This window comes from Ruminococcus sp., assembly GCF_016283395.1.
The window spans coordinates 79,900-101,600 of the sequence record NZ_JAEEMU010000040.1; the positions used below are offsets into that span (position 1 = coordinate 79,900).

At 45.5% G+C, this 21,701-nt stretch carries 26 protein-coding genes; 2 read left to right on the plus strand and 24 right to left on the minus strand.

Translation table 11 applies throughout. The features are described 5' to 3' along the window. Nucleotides 1-162: 162 nt before the first annotated feature. The 9 genes from QZZ41_RS08605 to QZZ41_RS08645 form a co-directional block, all read right to left on the minus strand. Entirely contained in the window at nucleotides 163-2,649 is a 2,487-nt protein-coding gene (locus QZZ41_RS08605; RefSeq protein ID WP_295070477.1) for a glycosyl transferase, read from the minus strand. A gap of 148 nt (nucleotides 2,650-2,797) precedes the next feature. Continuing rightward, nucleotides 2,798-3,001, minus strand: coding sequence for a helix-turn-helix transcriptional regulator (locus QZZ41_RS08610; RefSeq protein ID WP_295070479.1), 204 nt, complete (start codon nucleotides 2,999-3,001; stop codon nucleotides 2,798-2,800). Then, complete coding sequence (locus tag QZZ41_RS08615) at nucleotides 2,976-3,422, minus strand: hypothetical protein (protein ID WP_295070481.1); 447 nt, start codon at nucleotides 3,420-3,422, stop codon at nucleotides 2,976-2,978. Before QZZ41_RS08615 ends, QZZ41_RS08610 begins: the two co-directional genes overlap by 26 nt. Nucleotides 3,423-3,424: 2 nt before the next feature. After that, on the minus strand, nucleotides 3,425-3,814 hold the full coding sequence (locus tag QZZ41_RS08620) for a hypothetical protein (protein WP_295070484.1): 390 nt from the start codon (nucleotides 3,812-3,814) through the stop codon (nucleotides 3,425-3,427). 1 nt (nucleotide 3,815) lies between these two features. Beyond that, nucleotides 3,816-4,271 (minus strand): hypothetical protein, encoded by a 456-nt coding sequence (locus QZZ41_RS08625; protein WP_295070487.1) that lies wholly within the window; start codon nucleotides 4,269-4,271, stop codon nucleotides 3,816-3,818. Nucleotides 4,272-4,286: 15 nt separating this feature from the next. Then, nucleotides 4,287-4,670: a hypothetical protein gene (locus QZZ41_RS08630; protein ID WP_295070490.1), complete on the minus strand. Its 384-nt coding sequence runs from the start codon at nucleotides 4,668-4,670 to the stop codon at nucleotides 4,287-4,289. Nucleotides 4,671-5,112: 442 nt separating this feature from the next. Then, a complete protein-coding gene (locus QZZ41_RS08635; protein WP_295070493.1) occupies nucleotides 5,113-6,126 on the minus strand; it encodes an aldose 1-epimerase in 1,014 nt (337 codons plus the stop codon). A 62-nt stretch (nucleotides 6,127-6,188) separates the two neighbouring features. Next, nucleotides 6,189-6,596: a hypothetical protein gene (locus tag QZZ41_RS08640; protein WP_295070496.1), complete on the minus strand. Its 408-nt coding sequence runs from the start codon at nucleotides 6,594-6,596 to the stop codon at nucleotides 6,189-6,191. Nucleotides 6,597-6,637: 41 nt separating this feature from the next. Next, nucleotides 6,638-8,005, minus strand: a complete 1,368-nt coding sequence (locus QZZ41_RS08645) for a citrate/2-methylcitrate synthase (protein ID WP_074718122.1) — start codon at nucleotides 8,003-8,005, stop codon at nucleotides 6,638-6,640. Nucleotides 8,006-8,231: 226 nt separating this feature from the next. On the opposite strand from QZZ41_RS08645, the gene QZZ41_RS08650 reads away from it, so the two are divergent. Both QZZ41_RS08650 and QZZ41_RS08655 read left to right on the plus strand, forming a co-directional pair. Next, a complete protein-coding gene (locus QZZ41_RS08650; RefSeq protein WP_295070500.1) occupies nucleotides 8,232-9,287 on the plus strand; it encodes a hypothetical protein in 1,056 nt (351 codons plus the stop codon). After that, the gene (locus QZZ41_RS08655) at nucleotides 9,284-10,231 is read left to right on the plus strand and encodes a hypothetical protein (protein WP_295070503.1); all 948 of its coding nucleotides are present in this window, start codon (nucleotides 9,284-9,286) and stop codon (nucleotides 10,229-10,231) included. Before QZZ41_RS08650 ends, QZZ41_RS08655 begins: the two co-directional genes overlap by 4 nt. Nucleotides 10,232-10,534: 303 nt before the next feature. On the opposite strand, the gene QZZ41_RS08660 is transcribed toward QZZ41_RS08655, so the two are convergent. From QZZ41_RS08660 to accB, 15 genes are all read right to left on the minus strand, one after another. Next, a complete protein-coding gene (locus tag QZZ41_RS08660; RefSeq protein ID WP_028517155.1) occupies nucleotides 10,535-11,068 on the minus strand; it encodes a 2-oxoacid:acceptor oxidoreductase family protein in 534 nt (177 codons plus the stop codon). Beyond that, the gene (locus QZZ41_RS08665) at nucleotides 11,068-11,841 is read right to left on the minus strand and encodes a thiamine pyrophosphate-dependent enzyme (protein WP_028517154.1); all 774 of its coding nucleotides are present in this window, start codon (nucleotides 11,839-11,841) and stop codon (nucleotides 11,068-11,070) included. The genes QZZ41_RS08660 and QZZ41_RS08665 overlap by 1 nt, the downstream gene beginning before the upstream one ends. Further along, entirely contained in the window at nucleotides 11,841-12,884 is a 1,044-nt protein-coding gene (locus QZZ41_RS08670) for a 3-methyl-2-oxobutanoate dehydrogenase subunit VorB (RefSeq protein WP_295070633.1), read from the minus strand. The genes QZZ41_RS08665 and QZZ41_RS08670 overlap by 1 nt, the downstream gene beginning before the upstream one ends. A 45-nt stretch (nucleotides 12,885-12,929) precedes the next feature. Continuing rightward, on the minus strand, nucleotides 12,930-13,136 hold the full coding sequence (locus tag QZZ41_RS08675) for a 4Fe-4S dicluster domain-containing protein (protein WP_019680241.1): 207 nt from the start codon (nucleotides 13,134-13,136) through the stop codon (nucleotides 12,930-12,932). 137 nt (nucleotides 13,137-13,273) lie between these two features. Further along, on the minus strand, nucleotides 13,274-13,930 hold the full coding sequence (locus QZZ41_RS08680) for a cobalamin biosynthesis protein CobQ (protein ID WP_074718128.1): 657 nt from the start codon (nucleotides 13,928-13,930) through the stop codon (nucleotides 13,274-13,276). A 395-nt stretch (nucleotides 13,931-14,325) separates the two neighbouring features. Further along, a complete protein-coding gene (locus tag QZZ41_RS08685; protein WP_295070509.1) occupies nucleotides 14,326-15,450 on the minus strand; it encodes a hypothetical protein in 1,125 nt (374 codons plus the stop codon). Nucleotides 15,451-15,463: 13 nt separating this feature from the next. Continuing rightward, nucleotides 15,464-16,030 (minus strand): sigma-70 family RNA polymerase sigma factor, encoded by a 567-nt coding sequence (locus tag QZZ41_RS08690; protein ID WP_295070512.1) that lies wholly within the window; start codon nucleotides 16,028-16,030, stop codon nucleotides 15,464-15,466. Nucleotides 16,031-16,203: 173 nt separating this feature from the next. Next, a complete protein-coding gene (gene acpP, locus QZZ41_RS08695; RefSeq protein WP_072950997.1) occupies nucleotides 16,204-16,440 on the minus strand; it encodes an acyl carrier protein in 237 nt (78 codons plus the stop codon). A 43-nt stretch (nucleotides 16,441-16,483) separates the two neighbouring features. Continuing rightward, nucleotides 16,484-17,290: an acetyl-CoA carboxylase carboxyltransferase subunit alpha gene (locus QZZ41_RS08700; protein WP_295070516.1), complete on the minus strand. Its 807-nt coding sequence runs from the start codon at nucleotides 17,288-17,290 to the stop codon at nucleotides 16,484-16,486. A 2-nt stretch (nucleotides 17,291-17,292) separates the two neighbouring features. After that, on the minus strand, nucleotides 17,293-18,138 hold the full coding sequence (gene accD, locus QZZ41_RS08705) for an acetyl-CoA carboxylase, carboxyltransferase subunit beta (RefSeq protein WP_295070519.1): 846 nt from the start codon (nucleotides 18,136-18,138) through the stop codon (nucleotides 17,293-17,295). Between the two features lie 21 nt (nucleotides 18,139-18,159). Continuing rightward, on the minus strand, nucleotides 18,160-19,512 hold the full coding sequence (gene accC, locus QZZ41_RS08710) for an acetyl-CoA carboxylase biotin carboxylase subunit (protein ID WP_295070522.1): 1,353 nt from the start codon (nucleotides 19,510-19,512) through the stop codon (nucleotides 18,160-18,162). A gap of 22 nt (nucleotides 19,513-19,534) precedes the next feature. Further along, nucleotides 19,535-19,978, minus strand: coding sequence for a 3-hydroxyacyl-ACP dehydratase FabZ (gene fabZ, locus QZZ41_RS08715; protein WP_072951004.1), 444 nt, complete (start codon nucleotides 19,976-19,978; stop codon nucleotides 19,535-19,537). 5 nt (nucleotides 19,979-19,983) lie between these two features. After that, nucleotides 19,984-20,640, minus strand: a complete 657-nt coding sequence (locus QZZ41_RS08720) for a hypothetical protein (protein ID WP_295070525.1) — start codon at nucleotides 20,638-20,640, stop codon at nucleotides 19,984-19,986. Nucleotides 20,641-20,644: 4 nt separating this feature from the next. After that, complete coding sequence (locus tag QZZ41_RS08725; RefSeq protein ID WP_295070528.1) at nucleotides 20,645-21,220, minus strand: hypothetical protein; 576 nt, start codon at nucleotides 21,218-21,220, stop codon at nucleotides 20,645-20,647. After that, nucleotides 21,220-21,693 (minus strand): acetyl-CoA carboxylase biotin carboxyl carrier protein, encoded by a 474-nt coding sequence (gene accB, locus QZZ41_RS08730; protein ID WP_295070531.1) that lies wholly within the window; start codon nucleotides 21,691-21,693, stop codon nucleotides 21,220-21,222. Before accB ends, QZZ41_RS08725 begins: the two co-directional genes overlap by 1 nt. Nucleotides 21,694-21,701 lie beyond the last annotated feature (8 nt).

Here is a 21,701-nt window from a genome sequence, read left to right on the forward strand (position 1 = left end):
TAATTTAACGGGCTGCCACAGGCAGCCCCTACATATTATTCTGTAAGCGATGTACGATCATCGTTTTTATTAAGAGTGAGCGAGTTCACGAGCGACAACGTGGCAAGGGTGCAGCGTCACGCTGCAAAAAAGGCGGACATATTGTCCGCCTTTTTTATGAGCTTAGCCCATTACTATTTCAACTTCGTGTGTGCCGCCATTGCATACAGGAATTACGCATCCCTCTACTGCCTTGCCGTCAACTGTCATTGTCTTTACGCCCTTGCATACGTGTGCAGGATTCTTGACTGTGATGTTGAATGTTGCTCCTCTGAACTTACGAACTGCTGTGAAGCCGTCCCACTCGTGAGGAATGGAAGGATCTACCTTGAGTCCGTCAAATACAGGCTGTACACCAAGAATGTACTGGGAAATAGCTACCATGTTCCATGCAGCTGTACCTGTGAGCCATGAGTTCTTGCCCTGACCGAAGTTCTTTGCGTCCTTACCGCCGATCATCTGTCCGTATACATATGGTTCTGTCTTGTGGATATCAGATGTCTCTTCAGTGAAAGCAGGAGCTATCTTGCTGTAGTACTCAAATGCCTTGTCACCTCTGCCTGCGTATGCTTCAGCACAGATGATCCATGCATTGTTGTGTGTGAAGATACCTGCGTTCTCCTTGTATCCGCCCGGATATGTGGAAATTTCACCGTACTGTACATAGTACTTTGTGAATGCAGGATTGTTGAGAACAAGACCGAACTCGCAATTGAGGTACTTATCAATGGAGTTGAGTGTCTTGATATCTGCGCCCTGATCCTTACCGATCTCGGACATAACTGCGAAGCCCTGTGGTTCGATGAAGATCTTGCCTTCCTCGCACTCCTTGGAGCCCATCTTCTCGCCGTTAGCGTCGTAAGCTCTGATGAACCAGTCGCCGTCGAATGCAGATTCCATAACGTTCTTCTTCATCTTGTCGATCTCAGCCTGAGCCTTTGCAGCTTCGTCCTTCTTGCCGAGATGCTCTAAGATGCCTACGAATGCAGGACCTGTGTATGTGAAGAGTGCTGCAACAAATGCAGACTCTGCTATCTTTGAGTAGCCGCCCTCAGCCTTGAACTTAGGATTTGTATAAGTCTGGAAGCTCTCACCAGGTGTGTCTGAGAAGCATGAAAGGTTGATACAGTCGTTCCAGTCAGCTCTCATTGCAAGCGGGAGACCGTGAGGTCCGAGGTTGTTTACGATGTGATAGAATGAAACATTGAGGTGCTCGAGCATTGTGTGCTTGCCGTTCGGATCATCGTCGAAAGGAACGTTTGCATCAAGAATTCCCCAGTCGCCTGTTTCCTTGATATAAGCTGCAACAGAAAGGATCATCCAGAGCGGATCGTCTGAGAAGTCGCCGCCGATATCAGCGTTGCCCTTCTTTGTAAGAGGCTGGTACTGGTGATAGCAGCCGCCGTCTGAAAGCTGTGTTGAAGCGATGTCGATCAGTCTCTCTCTTGCACGCTCAGGTATCTGGTGTACAAAGCCGAGGATATCCTGGTTGGAGTCACGGAAGCCCATTCCACGACCGATACCGCTCTCGAAGTAAGAAGCAGAACGTGAAAGGTTGAATGTTACCATACACTGATACTGGTTCCAGATATTTACCATACGGTTTACCTTGTCATCAGGTGTATTAACGTTGAAGATAGAAAGGAGATCCTCCCATGTGCTGCGGAGCTCTGCAAGACCTGCTGCTACCTTTTCAGGTGTGTTGTACTTCTCGATCATTGCATAAGCCTTTTCCTTGTTGAGTACCCATGTCTCTCTTGTAAGGAGGTTAGCAGGCTTTTCAGCAGCAAACTTCTTGTCCTGTGGGTTCTCAGCATAGCCGAGGATATAGATGAGAGTCTTTGACTCGCCGGGAGCAAGAGTTACCTTCTTGTAGTGTGAAGCTACAGGTGACCAGCCGTCTGCGAATGAGTTTGAAGGCTTGTCAGCCTTTACTGTCTCAGGGTTGTCCCAGCCGTTGTAGATGCTTCCGAGGAATGAGTCACGGTCTGTATCATAGCCGTCGATCTCATCGTTTACTGTATAGAAAGCGTAGTGGTTACGTCTGTCTCTGTACTCTGTTACGTGGTAGATAGTTGAGCCTTCGATCTCCACACGACCTGTTGAGAAGTTTCTCTGGAAGTTTGTACAGTCGTCCTGAGCGTCCCAGAGACACCATTCAGCAATTGAGAAGATAGAGAAGCTCTTAGCTTCATTGCTCTCGTTTGTGAGAACTACCTGCTGTACTTCTCCGTCGTAGTTCTGCGGAACGAAGAATGTAACCTCAGCCTTGAGTCCGTTCTTCTTACCTGTGATAACTGTATAGCCCATACCGTGACGGCACTCGTACTCGTCGAGTTCTGTCTTTACAGGTGCCCAGCCCGGGTTCCAGATTGTTCCGTTGTCGTTGATATAGAAATAACGTCCGCCCATATCGATCGGTACGTTGTTGTAGCGATAACGTGTGATACGTCTGAGGCGAGCGTCCTTATAGAAGCAGTAGCCGCCTGCTGTATTGGAAATAAGCGAGAAAAATCCCTGATTTCCGAGATAGTTTATCCACGGATAGGGAGTCTTAGGGGAATTGATAACATATTCCTTTTTAGCGTCGTCAAAAAATCCGAACTTCATAATAATACTCCTTTATTTTTGGTGACAAAGGCGGTCAAAACAACCGCATTTGATTTATTATACCATATATTTGCATATAATACAATAGATTTATCAAAAATTGCGTTGTATTTTTTTATGGGCGTTTTTTGTGCACATTGCCTTACGCTCATTCCTCAAAGGAAAAGAGTTCCTCGACTGTTGTGCCGAATACTTTCGCAATATCCATTGCAAGCTTCAGGGACGGATTGTACAGTCCCTTTTCAAGTCGGATTATGGTCTCGCGGCGGACTCCCACAAGGTCTGCAAGCTCTCCCTGCTTCATGTCGTGCTTTGCACGATATTCTTTAAGTTTTGTTTTTAGCTCGGACATCATCTTCCTCCATATCTTTTGCAGACGGTGCGTCAAAGCACGTAAACAGAAAGCTTCTGAGTGCTATTGCTCCCATGACTGTTATCCAGCAGAAATCCGAGCATATTAGTCCTTTGTATAGGTAGTCGTTTGCAAAAACTGCTGCAAACAGCACTGTAAGCACAAGGAAAAGCGTAATCTTGTTGGCTCTTGCAAGGTTATACTGAACCATTTCGTCCTTTTTCTCCAGCTTGTAGAAGCGTGACTGTACGAAAAGCTGCACTGCCGCAAACAACGCCATGCCTATGAGTATCGAAAGCTTGTCACCGTATGCCTTGCCCTTTATATAACTGAATACATACAGGATTATCGGTGTGAGTGCTATGACCATTACGATAGTATGAAAATTATAGTACGAAAATTTATTATTCTTGTTTTTCATTATTATTCCTCCTCAGCCTTTGGTGTTCTGTCAAAGAACAGGAACAGAATACTTCTCAATAGTATTGCAGACAGCGCAGCAAATACATATACATCGCCTGCAAACAGCGCTTTGTTTGCGGAATTCTGACCAACAATGCTTAGCACAAACAAGGCAGCTATGACAGCAATAAGAGTTATCCCGTTAGCCCTGCCGAGGTTTAGCCTTGTAAGTTCATCTTTCTTTTCATATGGTCCGCCAAACTTGCCCACAAGGGTTATATCAGCTAAAGCTATAACAATTGTGACCCACTTTTTATTCGGGAAAAAATCACACGCAAAATAAGCCAGCATTACACCTAATGTAACTATGATAGTGATTATATGGGAGTTGCGGTAATTATTCTTTTTCATATCATTCTTCCTCCTCAGCCTTTGGTGTTCTGTCCAGCCAGAGAAAAACAATATTCTTTGCTGCAAAAAATACTCCGCACAAAAAGACAGCAAACATACACACATCACTGCCCTCGATGCTGTAATATTCAAAATGCCTGTGATTTCCGTGCAAATGCATGAAAATGCCGACAAGCACTGCTGCGCAAAGCTCAACTTTTACTGCGATATCTGTGGCTTTCAGCATAAGTTCACGGGAAAGCTCATCACTTGGCTGCTTTTTGTACTTCGCTGACATAACGCAAAGTAAAACTATTACGACGATAACAAGCGGAGACAGCACGTTGATAATATAATGAAATACTCTCGTGTGGTATATCTTTTCAAGCATTCCGCAGATAAACATTATTATCATCACCAGAGACGATACGAATTCTGATACAGCCTGCGCTTTCTGGCTCAATACTCTTTTTTTCATATTAATTTTCCCTTTTTATTCTTCCTCTGCTGCTTTAGGTGTCATATCAAATATAAGGAAAAGCAGACTTCTGAGTGCGACAGCTCCTAATATCACAACAAGGAACGCTGTTGCGGATATAGCGTGATAACGGGCTTTAAGTCCGAAATATACAAGTGCGCCTATGAGTGCCCAGAATGAGAATTTTGTCGCCTTTGCCATGTTTTCCTTTACAAGCTCGTCCTCTTTCTCGGACTGTCCGTCACATATCAGCGTGAATGCGATACATACCCACATTATCCACTCTGACCAGCCGCCGAGTATAAGTCCGCCCGCTATAATGACAACTGCTGCGATGACGGTTGCTATATGTGTGGTTCTGAGTGTAACGATTTTCTTTTTGTTAGTTTTAGTGTTCATAGTAATTCCTCCTTGGTGTGATGTGTTTGTCACTTTCTGTGATAATTATATCACTCGTATATACGGTTGTCAATAGAAAAAGTGATAAATTTATCACTTTTGGAAGAATATACAATTAAGGGGCGGATTTTTAGTACGATGTGATGCATTTGTAACATGGAATAGTGATTAGTTATTAGAAAGGAACGCCGAATAGCATCCCTTGTAGGGGCGCGTTCCGCGCGCCCGTGCCTTATCAATTTGTGGGACGTCGAGGACGCCGTCCCCTACAATCATTACCGCGCACATAACAGTTATGTGTCAAACGTACTGCCAAAGGCAGCCCCTACAGTGGGTTCATGTTCAATATCTTGTCGAACACGGGCGGCGTTCAGCCGCCCTGCCAACCACTAAGCACTATCCACTAATCACTAAAAAAAGCGGACATAAAGTCCGCTTTTTATCATAACTTTGTGAAAAATCTTTCGTGTGTCTCGAATGTATCGCCGGGCTTTACCTCGCGGTAGCCTGTTACATCAGCAGGCAGGCTCAGGTTCGGAGCATCTATCATTGCTGTCATCGGCTCTGGACAGAAATAATGATTGAAGCCGCGGTCGTTCCAGATTATCCAGAAGCCGTACTCCTCGGATACCTCGTAGCAGAGCTTCTTGCCGCTTGCGATATCCTCTGCGATAACGCCGTGGAACTTATCGCCGTCAATGTCGATATACTCGCCGAAATACATCTCGTTGTCGACTACCTGCAATACGGGCTTCTTTACACCGTTCTTGTACTCAAGATCGTGCATTGTGGGAGCTTTCATCTGCTCTGTCGGCAGACAGCGTTCATTGAGCTCGCATCTCTTGCCTATCGGCACTGTAAGGCGGATATCCTCTTCCTTTCCGCCGTCAACGAACGGCGAGCTGATAGCTGTATGTGAAGCCAGAGACATAGGAAGTACCTTTTCTCCGTCTGTATTTATAAAGCGGATATTCTGCTCAAGTCCCTGTGCAGACAGTGTGAATGTGTACTCGGCTGTAAATCTTACAGGAAGATACTGGAAAAACTCGTCCTTTTCATCGTATACATAACGAGTCTTTACCCATGCACAGTTGTCGTCAGCCTTGTATTCAACGACCTCATGCTTCCTTCTGTGGATAAAACCGTGAATATGATTGTTATAAGGAGCTTTTTCGTTTACGGGAAGATGATATACTGCGTCAGATGTTTTGAGTATACCGTCTGCGAAACGGTTAGGCAGGTAAAGTGTAGGGAGTCCCCATACCTCTGCGGACTGCTTTATAGTATCGGCTGTATTGTCATCGCTGAAACGGAAAAATTCCAGTCCGTTTGCATTGTCGCGGAGACGTATAACGTTTGAGCCTATCTCATTAGCCACCCATGCTTCATAACCGCCTGCACTGAGTTTTACGCAGGTAGTTCCCTTCCATTCAAATAATTCTGCTGTGTTTGCCATTTTTAATCACATTCCTTTTTTATGTTTTATCGAAAGCCGTCGATATAAACGGCATATCCTCATCATTTATCGTTTTTGTTCCTTCGTGCCCAGTGAACTATCGCAGCTGCTACGCGGAAGATAACTGCCCAGATAAATCCGCCCACCAGTACCATACATACCAGCGCAAATCCTATCCCGCGCAAAAATCCCCCCGGAAACAGCTTGTCGGCAAGATCTATATCCTCAATTATCATCTGTATTATCAGTGCGGTCAAAGTAGCTGCTGCATATCCGCACAGGAACATTACCGAAGAACGCTTCAGGGCTGTGCCTTTTGGAGTATTCTTTTCCTTGCCAAGCATTATTATGGGAAGTATAAAAAGTGCTATGCCTTCAAGCACGACCAGCCCAATGACCCCGTATTCCTCAAGGAGTATATCAATAAGGTCAAATATCAGAAATATTGACAGTGGTATGAAATAGCCCATAAGGAAAAATCTTAAAAGATGCCTTTTCTTCATATACTTAGTCAGTCTATGCGGTTCTCCATGTCGGTATACTCGCGCATAGGTGATATAGCTTTATATGCGGGACGTATTATCTTGTTGGAGTTGATGAGCTCTTCTATTCTGTGTGCAGACCAGCCCGATATTCTTGCCGTTGCAAAAAGAGGTGTGAACAACTCGTCGGGTATGCCTAACATTCTGTATACAAAGCCGCTGTAGAAGTCCACATTTGCACAGACTCCCTTATATATGCGGCGTTCCTCTGCTATTACCTCGGGCGCAAGACGCTCTACCAGTGAATACAGTGCAAACTCTTCGTGTCTGCCCTTTTCCGAGCTGAGCTTTTCTACAAAGCCCTTGAACACCTTTGCTCTCGGGTCTGACTGTGAGTAGACAGCGTGTCCCATACCGTAGATAAGTCCTGCATGGTCAAAGGCTTCCTTATGGAGAAGCTTGCGGAGATAGACCTTTATCTCCTCCTCGTCTGTCCAGTCCTTGACATTCTGCTTCATATCATCCAACATCATAGCTACCTTAATATTCGCGCCGCCGTGCTTAGGTCCTTTCAGCGAACCAAGTGCAGCAGCTATTGCGGAATAGGTATCAGTACCCGATGATGATACAACATGAACGGTAAATGTGGAGTTGTTTCCGCCGCCATGCTCTGCGTGGAGCACAAGCGCAAGGTCGAGTATACGGGCTTCAAGTTCGGTATACTTTCTGTCTTCACGGAGCATATACAACAGATTCTCAGCTATGGAAAGCTCGGGCTGAGGGCTGTGTATGAACAGGCTTCCGCCAAGCCTTGCGTATTTATATGCGTGATAAGCGTAAACTGATATGACAGGGAAAAGAGTTATAAGCTCTATGCTCTGTCTCAGTACGTTTGGTATAGATATATCGTTAGCCCTGTTATCGTAGGAATACAGTGCGAGAACGCTCTTTGCAAGAGTATTCATCATGTTGTCCGTAGGAGCTTTCATTATGACATCTCTCATAAAATTAGACGGCAGCTCACGGAATTCCGCAAGTATCTTCTTAAACTCTGCAAGCTCTGTCTCTGAGGGCATTTTTCCGAAAAGGAGAAGATACACGGTCTCTTCAAAGCCAAAACGCTTTTCTTTTATAAATCCTTCTACTATATCTTCTACATCTATTCCTCTGTAGTATAATTTTCCGTCGCCGTGATTTGGCATACCGTCGCCCATATCAAGGACTTTTATCGTACTTATATTTGTAAGTCCTGCTACTACACCATTGCCGTTTATGTCACGGAGACCGCGTTTTACATCATACTGAGTGTATAACTCGGGGTCTATCCTGTAGCCGTCAAGTGACATATCTGCAAGGCGGACTATTTCCGGAGTAAGTTCTGAAAATTTGTATCTCATGTATCGTCATCCCTTTCTTTTTGCGATTATTAGTAACAAATATAGATATTATAATTATATTGGATTTTAAGAATTTTGTCAAGGCTCTACAAAATGTTATTTGTGTTTACAAACTAAAATATTTATTTTGTCATCATTTTTCACCCTTTTCTCTTGAAAAACGACACATATTATGGTAAAATATATTTATCGGTCACTGACCGTTTCGGATAAAGGAGATGATCATTTGGAAGCTGTAGAATACAAATGTCCCAATTGTAACGCGGACCTGAAATTTAACCCTCAGACTCAGAAGCTCGACTGTGAATACTGTCTCAGTTCTTTCACTGTCGATGAGATAAAACAGATCTGTGCAAATACAGAAAACAGTATCCCTCCAGAGGCTGTTCAGCTGAAAGAGGATTTTGAAAATAACACTCATCTTTACCGCTGCAAGAGCTGCGGTGCGGAGATAATGGCTGACAGCGAGCAGACTGCTCTCTTCTGCTATTACTGCCATAATCCTGTTATCCTTTCGGGTAAAATGGGCGGCGAATTCAAGCCCGATAAGGTCATCGGCTTCAAGCTCACAAAGGAAAATGCCATAGCAAGCTTCAAAAAATGGGTAGGCAAACGCTGGTTCGTACCCTCAGACTTCAAATCAGTGCAGCAGATAGAAAAGCTCACAGGTCTTTATGTACCGTTCTGGCTGGCTGACTGCCATGTAAATGCGGACTATCGCGCTATCGGCAAGCAGGTGCGCAGCTGGACCTCGGGAAGCTACAGATATACGGAGACTAAGGAATACCGCATAGTTCGTCAGGGAAAACTGGTCACAAAGGGCATACCTGCCGACGGTGAGACTAAGATAGAGGATCTCCTCATGGAGGCTATCGAGCCTTTTGATTACCGCGAGCTCAAGGACTTTTCAATGTCCTACCTCAGCGGTTTCTATGCAGATAAATACGATGTGGATAAGGCTGCGGTGTTCCCGCGTATACGTGTGCGCTCAACGCAGGCCTGCACTTCACTCATAAACAGCACCATAAGCGGCTATGCTTCCGTTATCCCGTCTGTTCAGCAGTACAACATAACAAATACAGACTGGCATTATACCATGCTGCCCGTATGGTTCTTATCCTACAAATACAATGGCAAGATCTACGAATTTGCAATAAACGGTCAGACTGGAAAACTTGCAGGTACTCCGCCTCTTTCAAAAGGAAAACTTGCCCTCTTCTGCGCAGGTCTCGGACTTGCGGTGGCAGGTATACTTACTGCTATAGGAGGTGCTATCCTATGATGAAAAGACTTTTTTCTCTTATAGCTGCCTGCGTGATCTGTATGTGTCTGCTGCCTTTTACGATGCTCGATGCTCACGCTTCAAACAACGATTATCAGGGCTGGGACGGCAACTGGAGAGCTTCAAAGCTCGTAGACAATGAATACGGCGGTTCGGGACTGTTTTCAAATGAGAACAAAAAAGCTCTCGAAGAAAAGATACAAACATACGCCAAAGACCTTGAAATGAATATCCTCATATACATAGGCGGCAATGCTTTTTACAGCGATGACGCGGTTCAGAGCTTCTGCAATGACACCTATGACATGACCTTCGGAAATGATACCGACGGCATACTCTATTATATCGACCTCTCAGGCAATTCCCCTGCAAGAGACTGTATCTCTACTGCTGGAAAGGCTCTCCTGCTTTACGAGAAAAACAAGAACGAGATCTTCGATCACCTCGACAATTACCTGCCTTCTTCAGGTCAGGCGATACACGAACAGGATATATACGATGCTGTAAATTCTTTCCTGTCTCAGCTGAGCTACTACTCGGAATACAGACCTTCTTCCTTTTCTTATTATCACGACAAGAATACAGGCAGATATATCTACTACAAAGACGGCGAGCTCATGATAACTGACAAAAAGCCATTCCTGCTCTGGATGTACATATTGCTTGTATGTCTGGCTATAGGCGGTCTTGTTGGTATAATCACCTACTTTGTTGCAAAGAGCAATTACAAATTCAAGTCCAAGACAAATCCGAGCGTATATCTGGCTAACAACGATGTCAATTTCACGGAAAGGTCGGATACGCTTATCCGCTCATACGTGACAAAACATAAGATCGAGACCAGCAGCGGCGGCGGCGGTTCACGCGGCGGCGGCGGTTCACGCGGCGGCGGTGGCGGCGGATTCCACGGCGGAAGCCACGGCGGCGGTGTTCATCACAGATAAAGTGCTGCATGAATATGCACAAAAACCCGAAAGTACAATTGCTTTCGGGTTCTTTTACTAAGCAATGCGTAACGCCGAGGGTGACTCGCTGCATTTCCATGTTTCGCTGTGAGCAAGGTGCGGACTGCCAAAGGCAGCCCCTACAATATATTCATATTATTTGCATCATAGGCTCGGACGACCAATGGTCGTCCCTGCATTTTTACGGCTATTCTCTCGGGCGAGCAGGACTCGCCCCTACAGGCTAACGGCTAATGGCTAATGGCTAAAAAAGGCTATCGGTTAAACCGATAGCCTTTTGAATTATGCGTTCATACCAAGTTCGATAGCCTTGAAGTTGTTAGGGATAAGTGCTGCCTTTTTAGGCGGAACTACCTTTTCAATAGCCTTCTGCATTGTCTCAAGTGAGCAGATATTTGTCTCCTTGAGGAGCTTGCCGAGAAGGATAATGTTTGAACCGCCCTTGAGCTCGTTATCATCAGCCATCTGCTGTGACGGGATACCGTGAAGCTCGATGTCTGTTCTGTCTGTATCAGGCTCGATCATTGTGCTGTCGAAGAATACCTTACCGCCTGGGCGTACACAGCTTACAAACTTGTCGAATGAAGGCTGGTTCATAGCGATGAGGAGATGTGGTGTGAGTACGAGTGGTGAACCGATAGGATCATCGGAGATAGTAACTGAACAGTTACAAGTACCGCCTCTCATCTCAGGACCGTATGAAGGGAGCCATGAAAGCTCCTTATTGTCCATAAGTCCGCAGTATGCAAGTATCTTTCCTGCGAAAAGGATACCCTGTCCGCCGAAGCCTGCAAGAAGGATCTCTGTAGTAGCCATTACTCGTTACCTCCTTCTGTCTTTGGGAATACTCCCTCTTCAACGTCCTTGTATACGCCGAGAGGATAGTATGGGATCATTTCGTCCTGAAGTCTCTTGATAGCGTCAAGAGGAGCAAGTCCCCAGTTTGTAGGACAAGTTGAAAGTACCTCTACGATAGAGAAGCCCTTTCCTGCCTTCTGGTTCTCGAATGCCTTGCGGATAGCCTTCTTTGCAGCCTTGATGTGTGGTACGCTGTCAACTGCAACACGCTCAGCATATGCTGTACCTGTAAGTGTTGAGAGCATCTCACATACCTTTACAGGATAGCCTGCAAGCTCAGGGCTTCTTCCGAAAGGTGTTGTCTGTGTTATCTGTCCAGGAAGTGTTGTAGGAGCCATCTGACCGCCTGTCATTCCGTAGATAGTGTTGTTGATGAAGATAACGACGATGTTCTCGCCTCTTGTTGCAACGTGAACTGTCTCAGCAGTACCGATAGCAGCAAGGTCGCCGTCGCCCTGATATGTAAATACGAACTTATCAGGATTTGTACGCTTTACGCCTGTAGCTACAGCAGGAGCACGTCCGTGTGCAGCCTCGATCATATCACAGTTAAAATAATCATATGCCATTACAGAGCAGCCAACAGGACATACTCCGATAGTATCGCCCTCGATGCCCATTTCGTCGATGACTTCACAGAGTATTCTGTGAACTATACCATGTGTACAGCCAGGGCAGTAATGTGTAGGAATGTCGATAAGTGACTTTGGTCTTTCAAATACTACAGCCATCAGAGAGCACCTCCCATTCTCTTGATCTCGCCCAGCACCTCAGCAGGTGAAGGGATTACGCCGCCTGTTCTTCCGAAGAACTCTACAGGCTTTGAGCAGTTGATAGCAAGCTTGATATCCTCTATCATCTGTCCCATTGACATTTCTACGCTGAGAAGCTTCTTAGCGTTCTTAGCAGCCTCGTTTATCTCCTTTACAGGGAATGGCCACAGTGTCTTAGGACGGAAGAGACCAGCCTTGATGCCCTGTGCTCTTGCATCGTTTACAGCAGACTTTGCAACTCTTGCTGTTGCACCGAATGCGCATACGAGTATATCACAGTCCTCTGTGAGGTAAAGCTCTGCTTCTGTCTCTGTCTCCTTGATTATCTCGTATCTCTTGTAACGGTCAAGGATAGAATTTTCAAGCTCGTCAGGCTTAAGATAGAGTGAGTTGATGATGTGATGCTCTCTCTTCATCTTATGTCCGTTTGCAGCCCAGCTGCTCTTGTCGTAAGCTTCGGGGTTGATCTCTGGGAATGTAACAGGCTCCATCATCTGTCCGAGAAGTCCGTCTGCAAGGATCATTGCAGGCATACGGTACTTGTCAGCACGGTCGAAAGCCTTTACAACGTAGTCTACCATTTCCTGTACTGATGCAGGAGCATATACGAGAAGCTGGAAGTCGCCGTGACCGAGAGCCTTTGTAGCCTGCCAGTAGTCAGCCTGTGATGGCTGGATACCGCCGAGACCAGGGCCGCCTCTCTCTACGTTGATGATTACAGCAGGAAGATCTGAACCTGCGATATATGATACACCTTCACTCTTGAGCGAAATTCCGGGTGAAGATGATGATGTCATTGCACGAACACCTGTTGATGCTGCGCCGAGAACCATGTTGATAGCAGCGATCTCGGACTCTGCCTGTAAGAATACGCCGCCTGCCTTATGCATACGCTTTGCCATATAAGCGGCAAGCTCTGTCTGAGGAGTGATCGGGTAGCCGAAGAAGCATTTACAGCCTGCTCTGATAGCAGCCTCTGCCAGTGCCTCGTTACCCTTCATAAGATTTCTTTCCAAAGCTAAACAGCTCCTTTCAACGAATATAGATTATTTTTGAATAACGATAGCACAGTCAGGACACATTGTTGCGCACATTGCACAGCTTATGCAAGCTGACTGGTCGGTACACTCTGCATAGAAATAGCCCTTCTTGTTACGGTGCTCCTTCTGAAGAACAACGATCTTCTTAGGACAGGCAGCTGTACACAGTCCGCAGCCTTTGCAGCGTTCAGTTATTACTGTCATTTTTTCCATACACCTTTCGCTCCTTTCAATCAATTCATAATTCACAATTCATAATTCATAATTTATGCGTCTTGTGAACTGATCGGCATTTCCGAACATATTCCAACAATTATGCATTATGCATTATGAATTATGCGTTTTAAAGATCAGCCCCAGACGGGCTTTACATATATCTTAGCCGAAAAAACATCGGGCTTGTCTGAAAGCTTGGCGATGTCCTCGGGATATACCGTATACTTCACGGGAAGTCCTGTGAGCCTTGAAGTCTCTTCAGCAAAGCTTCGTGACTGTTCTATTATCTCAAGACTTGTCTCGCATCCGAGATTGGTATTGTTGATGATAGCGGTATGCTTCATACGTGCAGCCGCCTCTATCTCATACATCAGCTTTGTTACCTCTTCCGCTGTATTGGTAAGGTATCTGCGCTGATTTATGACGTAATACATCTCGATACTGTCCTTGAACTGCTCAAGATCATCGGCATAGCGTCCAAGTGCAACAGCACCTGCGTCGTCGCCGCCTACGTCTATTATAAGGCAGTCCTCGTCCATAGCAAGCTCAACTACATCAAACTGTATCGACGGGATATCGAGATTGCTCCTTGCAAAATCGGGAGCGATGAGCCTTATGCCCTTTTCCTCGAAAAGATCGCGGAAATCCGCTGTTCGGAAATAAGGATTTACTATGTCAAGATCGACTATGGCAGCAGTTTTGCCCTCAGCTGCGGCTTTAACCGCAAGATTTACCGAGAAATTGGTCTTTCCGCTTCCGTAGTGACCTGTGATTATCTTAATATTCTTCATAAATATCCTCTTGGCTTGTTTGTGAAAAATCCTACAACCTATATTATACCACTTTAAATAATCAATTGCAAGTGGAATTTTTAACATTCAGCGATATGATTTTTGTGAAACAGGCAAAAAGCCCCGACTGTAAAGTCGGGGCTTGGACTTGCCGGAATAGAAGTAAACTGATTTACAAATACAAACTGTCAAACAATAATACCAAAATAAGGATAATCAAATGTCTGACCACCGTAATAGCTCGTTACCGAACCGCCTCTTACTGAAATGCTCACACCATTCATCGCAGTCAGCCCCTCCTCCTTTAACTACCATGAATACTTGAAAAAGTCCAGCTTTCGGCTGGACTTTTTTGACAAGCTGCGGGGCGGATATTATCCGCCCCATTATTTTTATCATACTGCTTCAAATCTTTTTGCAAAATCATTCTCGTCAGCGATCGCACTTCCGCTTGCAGAGATTTTTATGATAAAGTTTTCGTCTATCCTTCTTACATATATATTTTGGAAGTAGCCGTCGTCCTCAATCCTTATCATATAATAGTCCTTGCCGCCGAGTGTTACCAAGTCAGGGCCGCTTACATATGAATAAACAGTATCGGTAAGACCGTTTTCAATATAGTCGTTCAGATAACTTTTCTCAGATATATTTGGTGTATCAGGATATCTGAGTTTTGTATTGATAAAACTTACATCCATTCCGCCTTCTGCATTGGCGTATGTTACGACAGCATCATCAATGCTTGTGAAATAAACATTTCTTTCTTCCTCAGTCATAAATCTTGTAGGCATAACATAATGGGTGTAGAGGTCATCTTCATTAAGGAAAGATGTTCCTGTTGGAGCTGTGAACTTAAAGCCCGCAAACTCAGATGTATAAACATTTCCGTTTGAAACGCCCCTCTTGAAAGCAGTTCCTTCTGCTGCTGCGGCTTCATCAAGTCTGCCGCTGTCTGTTTTTTGTGCAGCAGTTGTTGTAGTCTGCGGCTTGGCTGTAGTCTTTTCAGTGGTCTGTGTCTGCATTGCAGCAGCATTTGAAGATGTAGTTACTGGCTTTGCTGTGGTTTTTACTGTTGTCTTTGCAGGCTGTGTCTTCCTGGCAGCTGTAGTCACTGCAACCTTTACCGTTGTTGTTTCTGTGCTCATCTTGTCTGTTGTGACAGCTGTTACCGCCGGAGTGATTCCTCCTCCGTTGGAAAGGCTGCCGTTTTTGTTCAAAAGTAAAACGCTGCCGATGACAGCTCCTGTAACGAGAACCAGTGAAGCTGCTGTTATGAGAGGTGTGAGCCACACAGGTCTCTTTACGCGTTCAACTCCGCTGACTGAATCCGTATCGTGATCTATATTGTTATCTTTCTTTGTCCTTTCTATTTCTTCCTTTTTCATTTTGTAGTTCCTTTCGCTCACTGCGAGCAGCTTTTCAAACTGCTCATCGTCGATCTTCGGGCTCATATCCGTAAAATCTTCCATAAGCTCGTCCTCTGCATTTTCAAATGTATCAAACAGATCTATTTTTTTCACAGCTGCTCCTCCTTTACTTTGTGATACCGACTTCGGCAAGCTTGACGCGAAGCTTTTCCATTGCTCTCGTACATCGCGAGCGGACGGACGATGCCGTCATTGATACTGTTTTTGCTATCTCCGATGATTTGCGGTTATAGTAGAATTTCTGTATCAGTATAGTGGTGTCAGGTTCGCCGAGTTCCTTTATCTTCTGAAGAAGGATCCTGCGGAGTTCCGAACTGTCAACGCGCTCGTCAACGCTGAAATCAGAAACAAGCTCTGCCATATCCTCTTCATCTGTATATACTTTATGGCTGTTTGCAGCGGAAAGTCTTCTGAAACGGTCTATGGCGTTGTGTTTAGCCACAGTTCCGATGTATCCCTTGATATCGTTTACGTATTTTTCGTTATACTCGAACTTTATGAATATATCCGTGAACACATCACAGAAGCACTCCTCTATATCTTCCTTAGTGCCGCAGCTCCTGAGCTTATTGAATACTATGGCATAAACATATCTGCCGTACTCTTTCATCAGCTGTCTGTGACATTCAGCAGGGGAAGTATCGAGAAGCTCTTTCAGCTCGTTCCCTGTCATGTTCATCCCTCCTTAACTATATATTAAAGATCGACCTTTCATAAACAACATTCGCAGTGAAAAATGAAAATGCTGCAAAATCTCAAAAAATTTTCTTCTTTTATATTACCATACTTTTTACAATGCCGCAACGAAAAAATCCCCCGACTTAAAGTCGGGGGAATATACGCTTATTACTCAGCGTCTGTATTCTTTTCAATGTAGTTTACGATGTCTCCTACAGTCTTGATCTCTTCTACAGCCTCATCAGGGATAGAGATGTCAAATTCGTCCTCGATAGTTGTGATAAGATCAACAACGTCGAGTGAATCTGCGCCGAGATCGTCCTGGATATTTGAATCAAGGCTAACCTCATCTGCCTCTACGCTGAGCTGTTCTGCAATAATATCTTTGAGTTTTTCAAAAATCATTACAAGGTCCTCCATTTTTTCTTTATTTTTCATCAAAATCGGTTCATTCAATGAACGCTCCGATTTTTCTAAATTTAGTATAGCGTTCTTTAAGCAAAACGTCAATATCTTTTTTACATTTTTCAGGGATTTTCTGTGACAAATATTCGTGTATATTTTCTGAAATTTTGTCTAAATCGTTATGTGCGCCTCCGAGAGGCTCTTCGATTATGGCTTCGGCAACCCCTAAACGCACCATATCCTCTGCGGTTATCTTCATTATCTCGCTTGCTTCCTGCTCGCGTGAAGCGTCCTTCCAGAGTATACTTGCAAAGCCGCGGGGCGATAATACGGAGTATTCTGCGTTCTCGAGCATTGCAAGCTCATCGCATACGCCGAGAGCAAGTGCGCCGCCGCTTCCGCCTTCGCCGAGTACTATTGATATTATAGGTGTGCGGAGAGTCATAAACTCTGCGATATTCTTTGCGATAGCTTCACCCTGTCCGCGCTCCTCGGCTGCAACTCCGCAGAATGCACCAGGAGTATCTATGAAGCATATAACAGGTCTGTGGAATTTTTCTGCCTGACGAGCTATCCTGAGTGCCTTTCTGTAGCCCTCGGGGTGCGGCATTGCAAAGTTGCAGGCTTTATTCTCGTTGATATCCCTGCCCTTTACCTCTGCGATTATGGTAACAGGCTCACCGTCAAGTCTTGCAAGTCCGCCGATGATAGCTCTGTCATCGCCGAAAAGACGGTCGCCGTGCATTTCGTACCAGTCTGTGAATACCTGTGGTATATAGTCCTTTATCGTAGGTCTGCCCTTGGTATGAATGAGCTGAAGGCGTTCCCACGCTGTTCTCTTTTCTTCCATGCTCACGCCTCCTTAGGGTAAAATCCGTGGAGCTTCAGAAGATGTGAGAGTACGCTCCTCATCTTTCTGCGCTCAACTATCATATCCACAAAGCCCTTGTCGAACATGAATTCGGCAAGCTGGAAGTCCTCGGGAAGTCTCTGCTTGATAGTTCCCTCGATAACTCTTCTGCCTGCAAATCCGATAAGTACCTTCGGCTCTGCGATGATTATATCGCCAAGTGACGCAAAGCTGGCTGTAACGCCGCCTGTTGTAGGGTCTGTCATTACGGATATATAAAGTCCGCCTGCCTCGCTGTGGAGCTTTACAGCTCCTGATGTCTTAGCCATCTGCATGAGAGATACGATACCCTCCTGCATACGTGCTCCGCCCGAAGCCGTGAACATTACAACAGGGAGCTTATTCTCTGTTGCATACTCAAAGGCGCGTGTTATCTTTTCGCCTACGACGCTTCCCATAGAACCCATCATAAAGCGTGAGTCCATTACGCCGATAACTACAGGTGAGCCCTTGATAGTTGCCGTACCTGTAATAACTGCCTCGCTGAGGCCTGTAGTCGAACGAAGCTCTGCCTGCTTTTCGGAATAATCAGGGAAATCCAGCGGATTTGCGCTTTTCATGCCGCCGTTGAGCTCCTTGAAGCTGCCCTTGTCGACTGTTATGGCGATACGCTCGGTAGATGACAGCCTTCCGTGATAATTACACTTAGGGCATACTCTGTGAAGCTCCTCGTACTTCGACAGAGGACTCGTATCCTGACAGCGCGGGCATTTGAACATAGGCGGTTTGTATTCTTCCTCACCGTCATTGAAGCGTTTCTTTACAACATTAAAAAAATCTTCAAACAATTATTTTCTCCCCATTCACTTTTAGTTCTTCTTTTCGTCCATATACCTTCCAAGGAAGCCGATATCATACTTTCCTGCCTTGAAATCAGCGTTCCTTATCATTTCAAGCTGAAAATCTATATTTGTATCCACGCCCTCCACGATGAACTCTGAAAGTGCCCACCTCATCTTGTTGATAGCGTCCTCGCGGTCAGAGCCGTGAGCGATGAGCTTGCTTATCATGGAATCGTAGAAAGGTGTTATGGTATAGCCCTGATATACGGCTCCGTCTATTCTTATTCCGGGACCGCCGGGCATATAAAGCGCCGTGATAGTTCCCGGTGACGGTCTGAAGCCGTGAGAAGGGTCTTCTGCGTTTATTCTGCACTCGATAGCGTGACCGCGCATCACTATATCCTCCTGCTTTACTTCAAGAGGCTTGCCGTCTGCTATCTCTATCTGTGCCTTTACTATATCAAAGCCTGTAACTTCCTCTGTTATCGGGTGTTCCACCTGTATACGGGTATTCATCTCCATGAAGTAGAAGTCATGGTTCTCGTCAACGAGAAACTCGATAGTACCTGCATTGTAGTAGCCGCACTCCTTAGCCGCAGTAACTGCTGCTGCGCCCATTTTTGCACGGAGCTCCGCGTCAACTATAGGGCTGGGGCACTCCTCTATCATCTTCTGGTTGCGTCGCTGCATAGAGCAGTCGCGCTCGCAGAGGTGGATATAATTGCCGTGCTTGTCGGCGATTATCTGTATCTCAACGTGATGTGGATTTATAAGGAATTTCTCGATATAAACCGCGTCATCACCGAAGAAGTTCTTAGCCTCCTGCTGTGCGGCTGTCATCTGAGCTTCAAGCTCATCTGCGCTGTCAACACGGCGTATACCGCGTCCGCCGCCGCCTGCCGAAGCCTTTACAAGTACGGGATAGTCTGCCTTATCGGCTATCTCACGGGCTTCCTCAAGAGACTTTACAGCTCCCTTTGAACCGGGGATAACAGGTACACCTGCTGCTGCCATAGTCTCCTTTGCAGCTGCCTTGTCGCCAAGCATTTCTATAGACTTATATGACGGACCGATGAAAACTATTCCGTTTGCTTCACAGAGCTTTGCAAACTCTGCATTCTCCGAAAGAAATCCGAAGCCCGGGTGGATAGCATCTGCACCCGTATTCAATGCCGCCTGTACGATAGCGTTCATATTAAGGTAGCTGTCCTTTGTTGCGGCAGGTCCTATACATACTGCCTCGTCTGCTATCTGAGCATGGAGAGAATTGCGGTCAGCAGTGGAATAAACTGCTACACAGCGTATATTAAGCTCTCTGCAGGCTCTTATTATTCGTACAGCTATCTCGCCTCTGTTGGCGATAAGTACTTTTCTGAACATTTATCCTTATCTCCTGTGTCACTTATTTATTATCCGCAACAATAAATGTTATCTCGCATGATACAGCCTTTTCGCCGCCTACCGATGCAAGAGCCTTACCTGTTCCCACAGGTCCGCGCTGGCGTATCATCTCGACCTCAAGGTCAAGTACGTCCCCCGGAACTACCTGTCTGCGGAACTTTGCCTTGTCGATGCCTCCGAAAAGACCTACCTTGCCCTTGAATTCAGGCTTTGAGAGCATACATACAGCTCCTGCCTGAGCAAGCATCTCTATCATAAGTACGCCAGGGGTAACAGGATATCCAGGGAAGTGCCCCTTGAACCAGAAATCCTCTTCCTTGATGTACTTTCTTGCGTGTACCTTCACGCCTACTTCCAGTTCAACTATCTCATCTATGAGAAGGAACGGATCGCGGTGAGGGATTATTTCCATTATCTGTTCTTTATTCATAAGTATATCAGCCATTTTGTTTACTCCTTATTTATATCGTTATCCGCAAGCATCCCCATATCGTCCTCGGGTCTTATCCTGTACTTTGCGAATGGATCTTCAGGGACTTGTTCCGCGCTTTCAGACTGTAGTCCTGCTCCGTACACAACGCCTTCACCTACTCCGTAGACCTCGCCGTCCTTGACGAAGCTCTTGAACGAGCCTACAAGCTGTGTGAAATGGGGATATCCGATCTCGTCTCTGATACTGCTGTCTTCCTTCTCCATAAAATAGATAATAACGGCGTTGGCAGCTGCAAGAGCTATAAAAGAAACCGTCACGGGGATAAGTATGCAGCTTATGGCAAGACCTGCCTTCCAGCTGTACATCTTGCGTATACCTATAAAGTACACCAGCAGGAATATATATATTACAGCAAGCATCACACATGGAAAGAACATTCCGCTCGCCATGTATATCAGCGAGCCCTTCCATGCCGCAGCAGACATCACTCCTATGGGAAGAAGTATGACGTTCATCAGCCACAGCCCCCAGAAATCACGCAGAAATCTCCAGCGTTTCTTCTGCATATCCAGCATACGCTGATTGTATTCCTTGAATTCGGTATACATCTCAGCGGAGGTGATGTTGATATGAGACTCGTCTATATTGTCCTGTGTTATATATTTCAGTTCCATAATATCAAAGGAAAGTACCGTCGTGTGGGTGGTCTCTGTTAGCCTTTTCGCGTATGCTGTCGTAAGTGAGATTGGTTATGCTGTCAGCATCGCTGTTTACAGTAGTAATAAGCAGCCTCGGGAACGAGGGATAGCCAAGCTCCTTTGAAAGCTTGTTCTCATTGTTGTTATAGTACCATGCCATTCCGAAATTCGCCACGGGGAATATCAGGAACACAAACGATACCAAAGATGCAGGAAGTGACACAAGACACAAGACATACCGTTCACGACAGTTCTGTATAAATACAAAATACGTAACAAGTATCACATATCCTAAAAATCCCAGTGCAGCCAAAGCTATGCGCCAGCCCGGAACAACATCATTTCCAAACATCGTAATGAGCCCGAACATCATGTGGATAAGCAGTACATACTGGACAATTATCCATGTATTGAATAATGCATGGACACGCCGGCGCCTGACGTTGTTTTTCATCGCTTCGATATTATAAAGACGCGCTTCGGCGAACATTTCGGGTGAAGTTATATTTCTTCCGCCCGAATCTATTACTTCCTGAGTGATGTACTTGTATTCCATTACTTTATGACCATTATAGGCTGGTCGAATTCTACTGCCTGACCGTCTGATACGAGTATCTGCTCTACAACGCCGTCATACTCCGACTGTATCTCGTTCATGAGCTTCATTGACTCGATTATCATGATAACGTCGCCCTTCTTTACCTCGTCGCCTGTTTTTACAAAAGGCGGCTTGTCAGGTGAAGGTGATGAGTAGAATGTTCCAACGATAGGCGATTTAACTATCTTTCCGCTTACCTCCTCAGCCATTGAAGCCTCGCTTGCAGCAAGTGTGCTGTCAACGGACGGTGCTGACTGTGCAGGTGCAGATGCTATCATAGGCACAGGCATTGCGGGAACGCTCTTCTTGCCCTTGATAGTGATAGTGTTCTCACCGCTTGATATAGTAAGCTCCGAGAGCTCTTTCTTATTGATTATGTCTGCCAGTTTTTCTATTGTTTCAAGGTCAAACTGACCGTAAATTTTCTCCATTTAATGTC

What these genes read in the sequence shown, in the direction of transcription:
- QZZ41_RS08605 (WP_295070477.1), bottom strand. Translation starts at nt 2,649, where the DNA reads ATGAAGTTCGGATTTTTTGACGACGCTAAAAAGGAATATGTTATCAAT.
- QZZ41_RS08610 (WP_295070479.1), bottom strand. Translation starts at nt 3,001, where the DNA reads ATGTCCGAGCTAAAAACAAAACTTAAAGAATATCGTGCAAAGCACGAC.
- QZZ41_RS08615 (WP_295070481.1), bottom strand. Translation starts at nt 3,422, where the DNA reads ATGAAAAACAAGAATAATAAATTTTCGTACTATAATTTTCATACTATC.
- QZZ41_RS08620 (WP_295070484.1), bottom strand. Translation starts at nt 3,814, where the DNA reads ATGAAAAAGAATAATTACCGCAACTCCCATATAATCACTATCATAGTT.
- QZZ41_RS08625 (WP_295070487.1), bottom strand. Translation starts at nt 4,271, where the DNA reads ATGAAAAAAAGAGTATTGAGCCAGAAAGCGCAGGCTGTATCAGAATTC.
- QZZ41_RS08630 (WP_295070490.1), bottom strand. Translation starts at nt 4,670, where the DNA reads ATGAACACTAAAACTAACAAAAAGAAAATCGTTACACTCAGAACCACA.
- QZZ41_RS08635 (WP_295070493.1), bottom strand. Translation starts at nt 6,126, where the DNA reads ATGGCAAACACAGCAGAATTATTTGAATGGAAGGGAACTACCTGCGTA.
- QZZ41_RS08640 (WP_295070496.1), bottom strand. Translation starts at nt 6,596, where the DNA reads ATGGGCTATTTCATACCACTGTCAATATTTCTGATATTTGACCTTATT.
- QZZ41_RS08645 (WP_074718122.1), bottom strand. Translation starts at nt 8,005, where the DNA reads ATGAGATACAAATTTTCAGAACTTACTCCGGAAATAGTCCGCCTTGCA.
- QZZ41_RS08655 (WP_295070503.1), top strand. Translation starts at nt 9,284, where the DNA reads ATGATGAAAAGACTTTTTTCTCTTATAGCTGCCTGCGTGATCTGTATG.
- QZZ41_RS08660 (WP_028517155.1), bottom strand. Translation starts at nt 11,068, where the DNA reads ATGGCTACTACAGAGATCCTTCTTGCAGGCTTCGGCGGACAGGGTATC.
- QZZ41_RS08665 (WP_028517154.1), bottom strand. Translation starts at nt 11,841, where the DNA reads ATGGCTGTAGTATTTGAAAGACCAAAGTCACTTATCGACATTCCTACA.
- QZZ41_RS08670 (WP_295070633.1), bottom strand. Translation starts at nt 12,884, where the DNA reads ATGAAGGGTAACGAGGCACTGGCAGAGGCTGCTATCAGAGCAGGCTGT.
- QZZ41_RS08675 (WP_019680241.1), bottom strand. Translation starts at nt 13,136, where the DNA reads ATGGAAAAAATGACAGTAATAACTGAACGCTGCAAAGGCTGCGGACTG.
- QZZ41_RS08680 (WP_074718128.1), bottom strand. Translation starts at nt 13,930, where the DNA reads ATGAAGAATATTAAGATAATCACAGGTCACTACGGAAGCGGAAAGACC.
- QZZ41_RS08690 (WP_295070512.1), bottom strand. Translation starts at nt 16,030, where the DNA reads ATGACAGGGAACGAGCTGAAAGAGCTTCTCGATACTTCCCCTGCTGAA.
- acpP (WP_072950997.1), bottom strand. Translation starts at nt 16,440, where the DNA reads ATGATTTTTGAAAAACTCAAAGATATTATTGCAGAACAGCTCAGCGTA.
- QZZ41_RS08700 (WP_295070516.1), bottom strand. Translation starts at nt 17,290, where the DNA reads ATGGAAGAAAAGAGAACAGCGTGGGAACGCCTTCAGCTCATTCATACC.
- accC (WP_295070522.1), bottom strand. Translation starts at nt 19,512, where the DNA reads ATGTTCAGAAAAGTACTTATCGCCAACAGAGGCGAGATAGCTGTACGA.
- fabZ (WP_072951004.1), bottom strand. Translation starts at nt 19,978, where the DNA reads ATGGCTGATATACTTATGAATAAAGAACAGATAATGGAAATAATCCCT.
- QZZ41_RS08720 (WP_295070525.1), bottom strand. Translation starts at nt 20,640, where the DNA reads ATGGAACTGAAATATATAACACAGGACAATATAGACGAGTCTCATATC.
- QZZ41_RS08725 (WP_295070528.1), bottom strand. Translation starts at nt 21,220, where the DNA reads ATGGAATACAAGTACATCACTCAGGAAGTAATAGATTCGGGCGGAAGA.
- accB (WP_295070531.1), bottom strand. Translation starts at nt 21,693, where the DNA reads ATGGAGAAAATTTACGGTCAGTTTGACCTTGAAACAATAGAAAAACTG.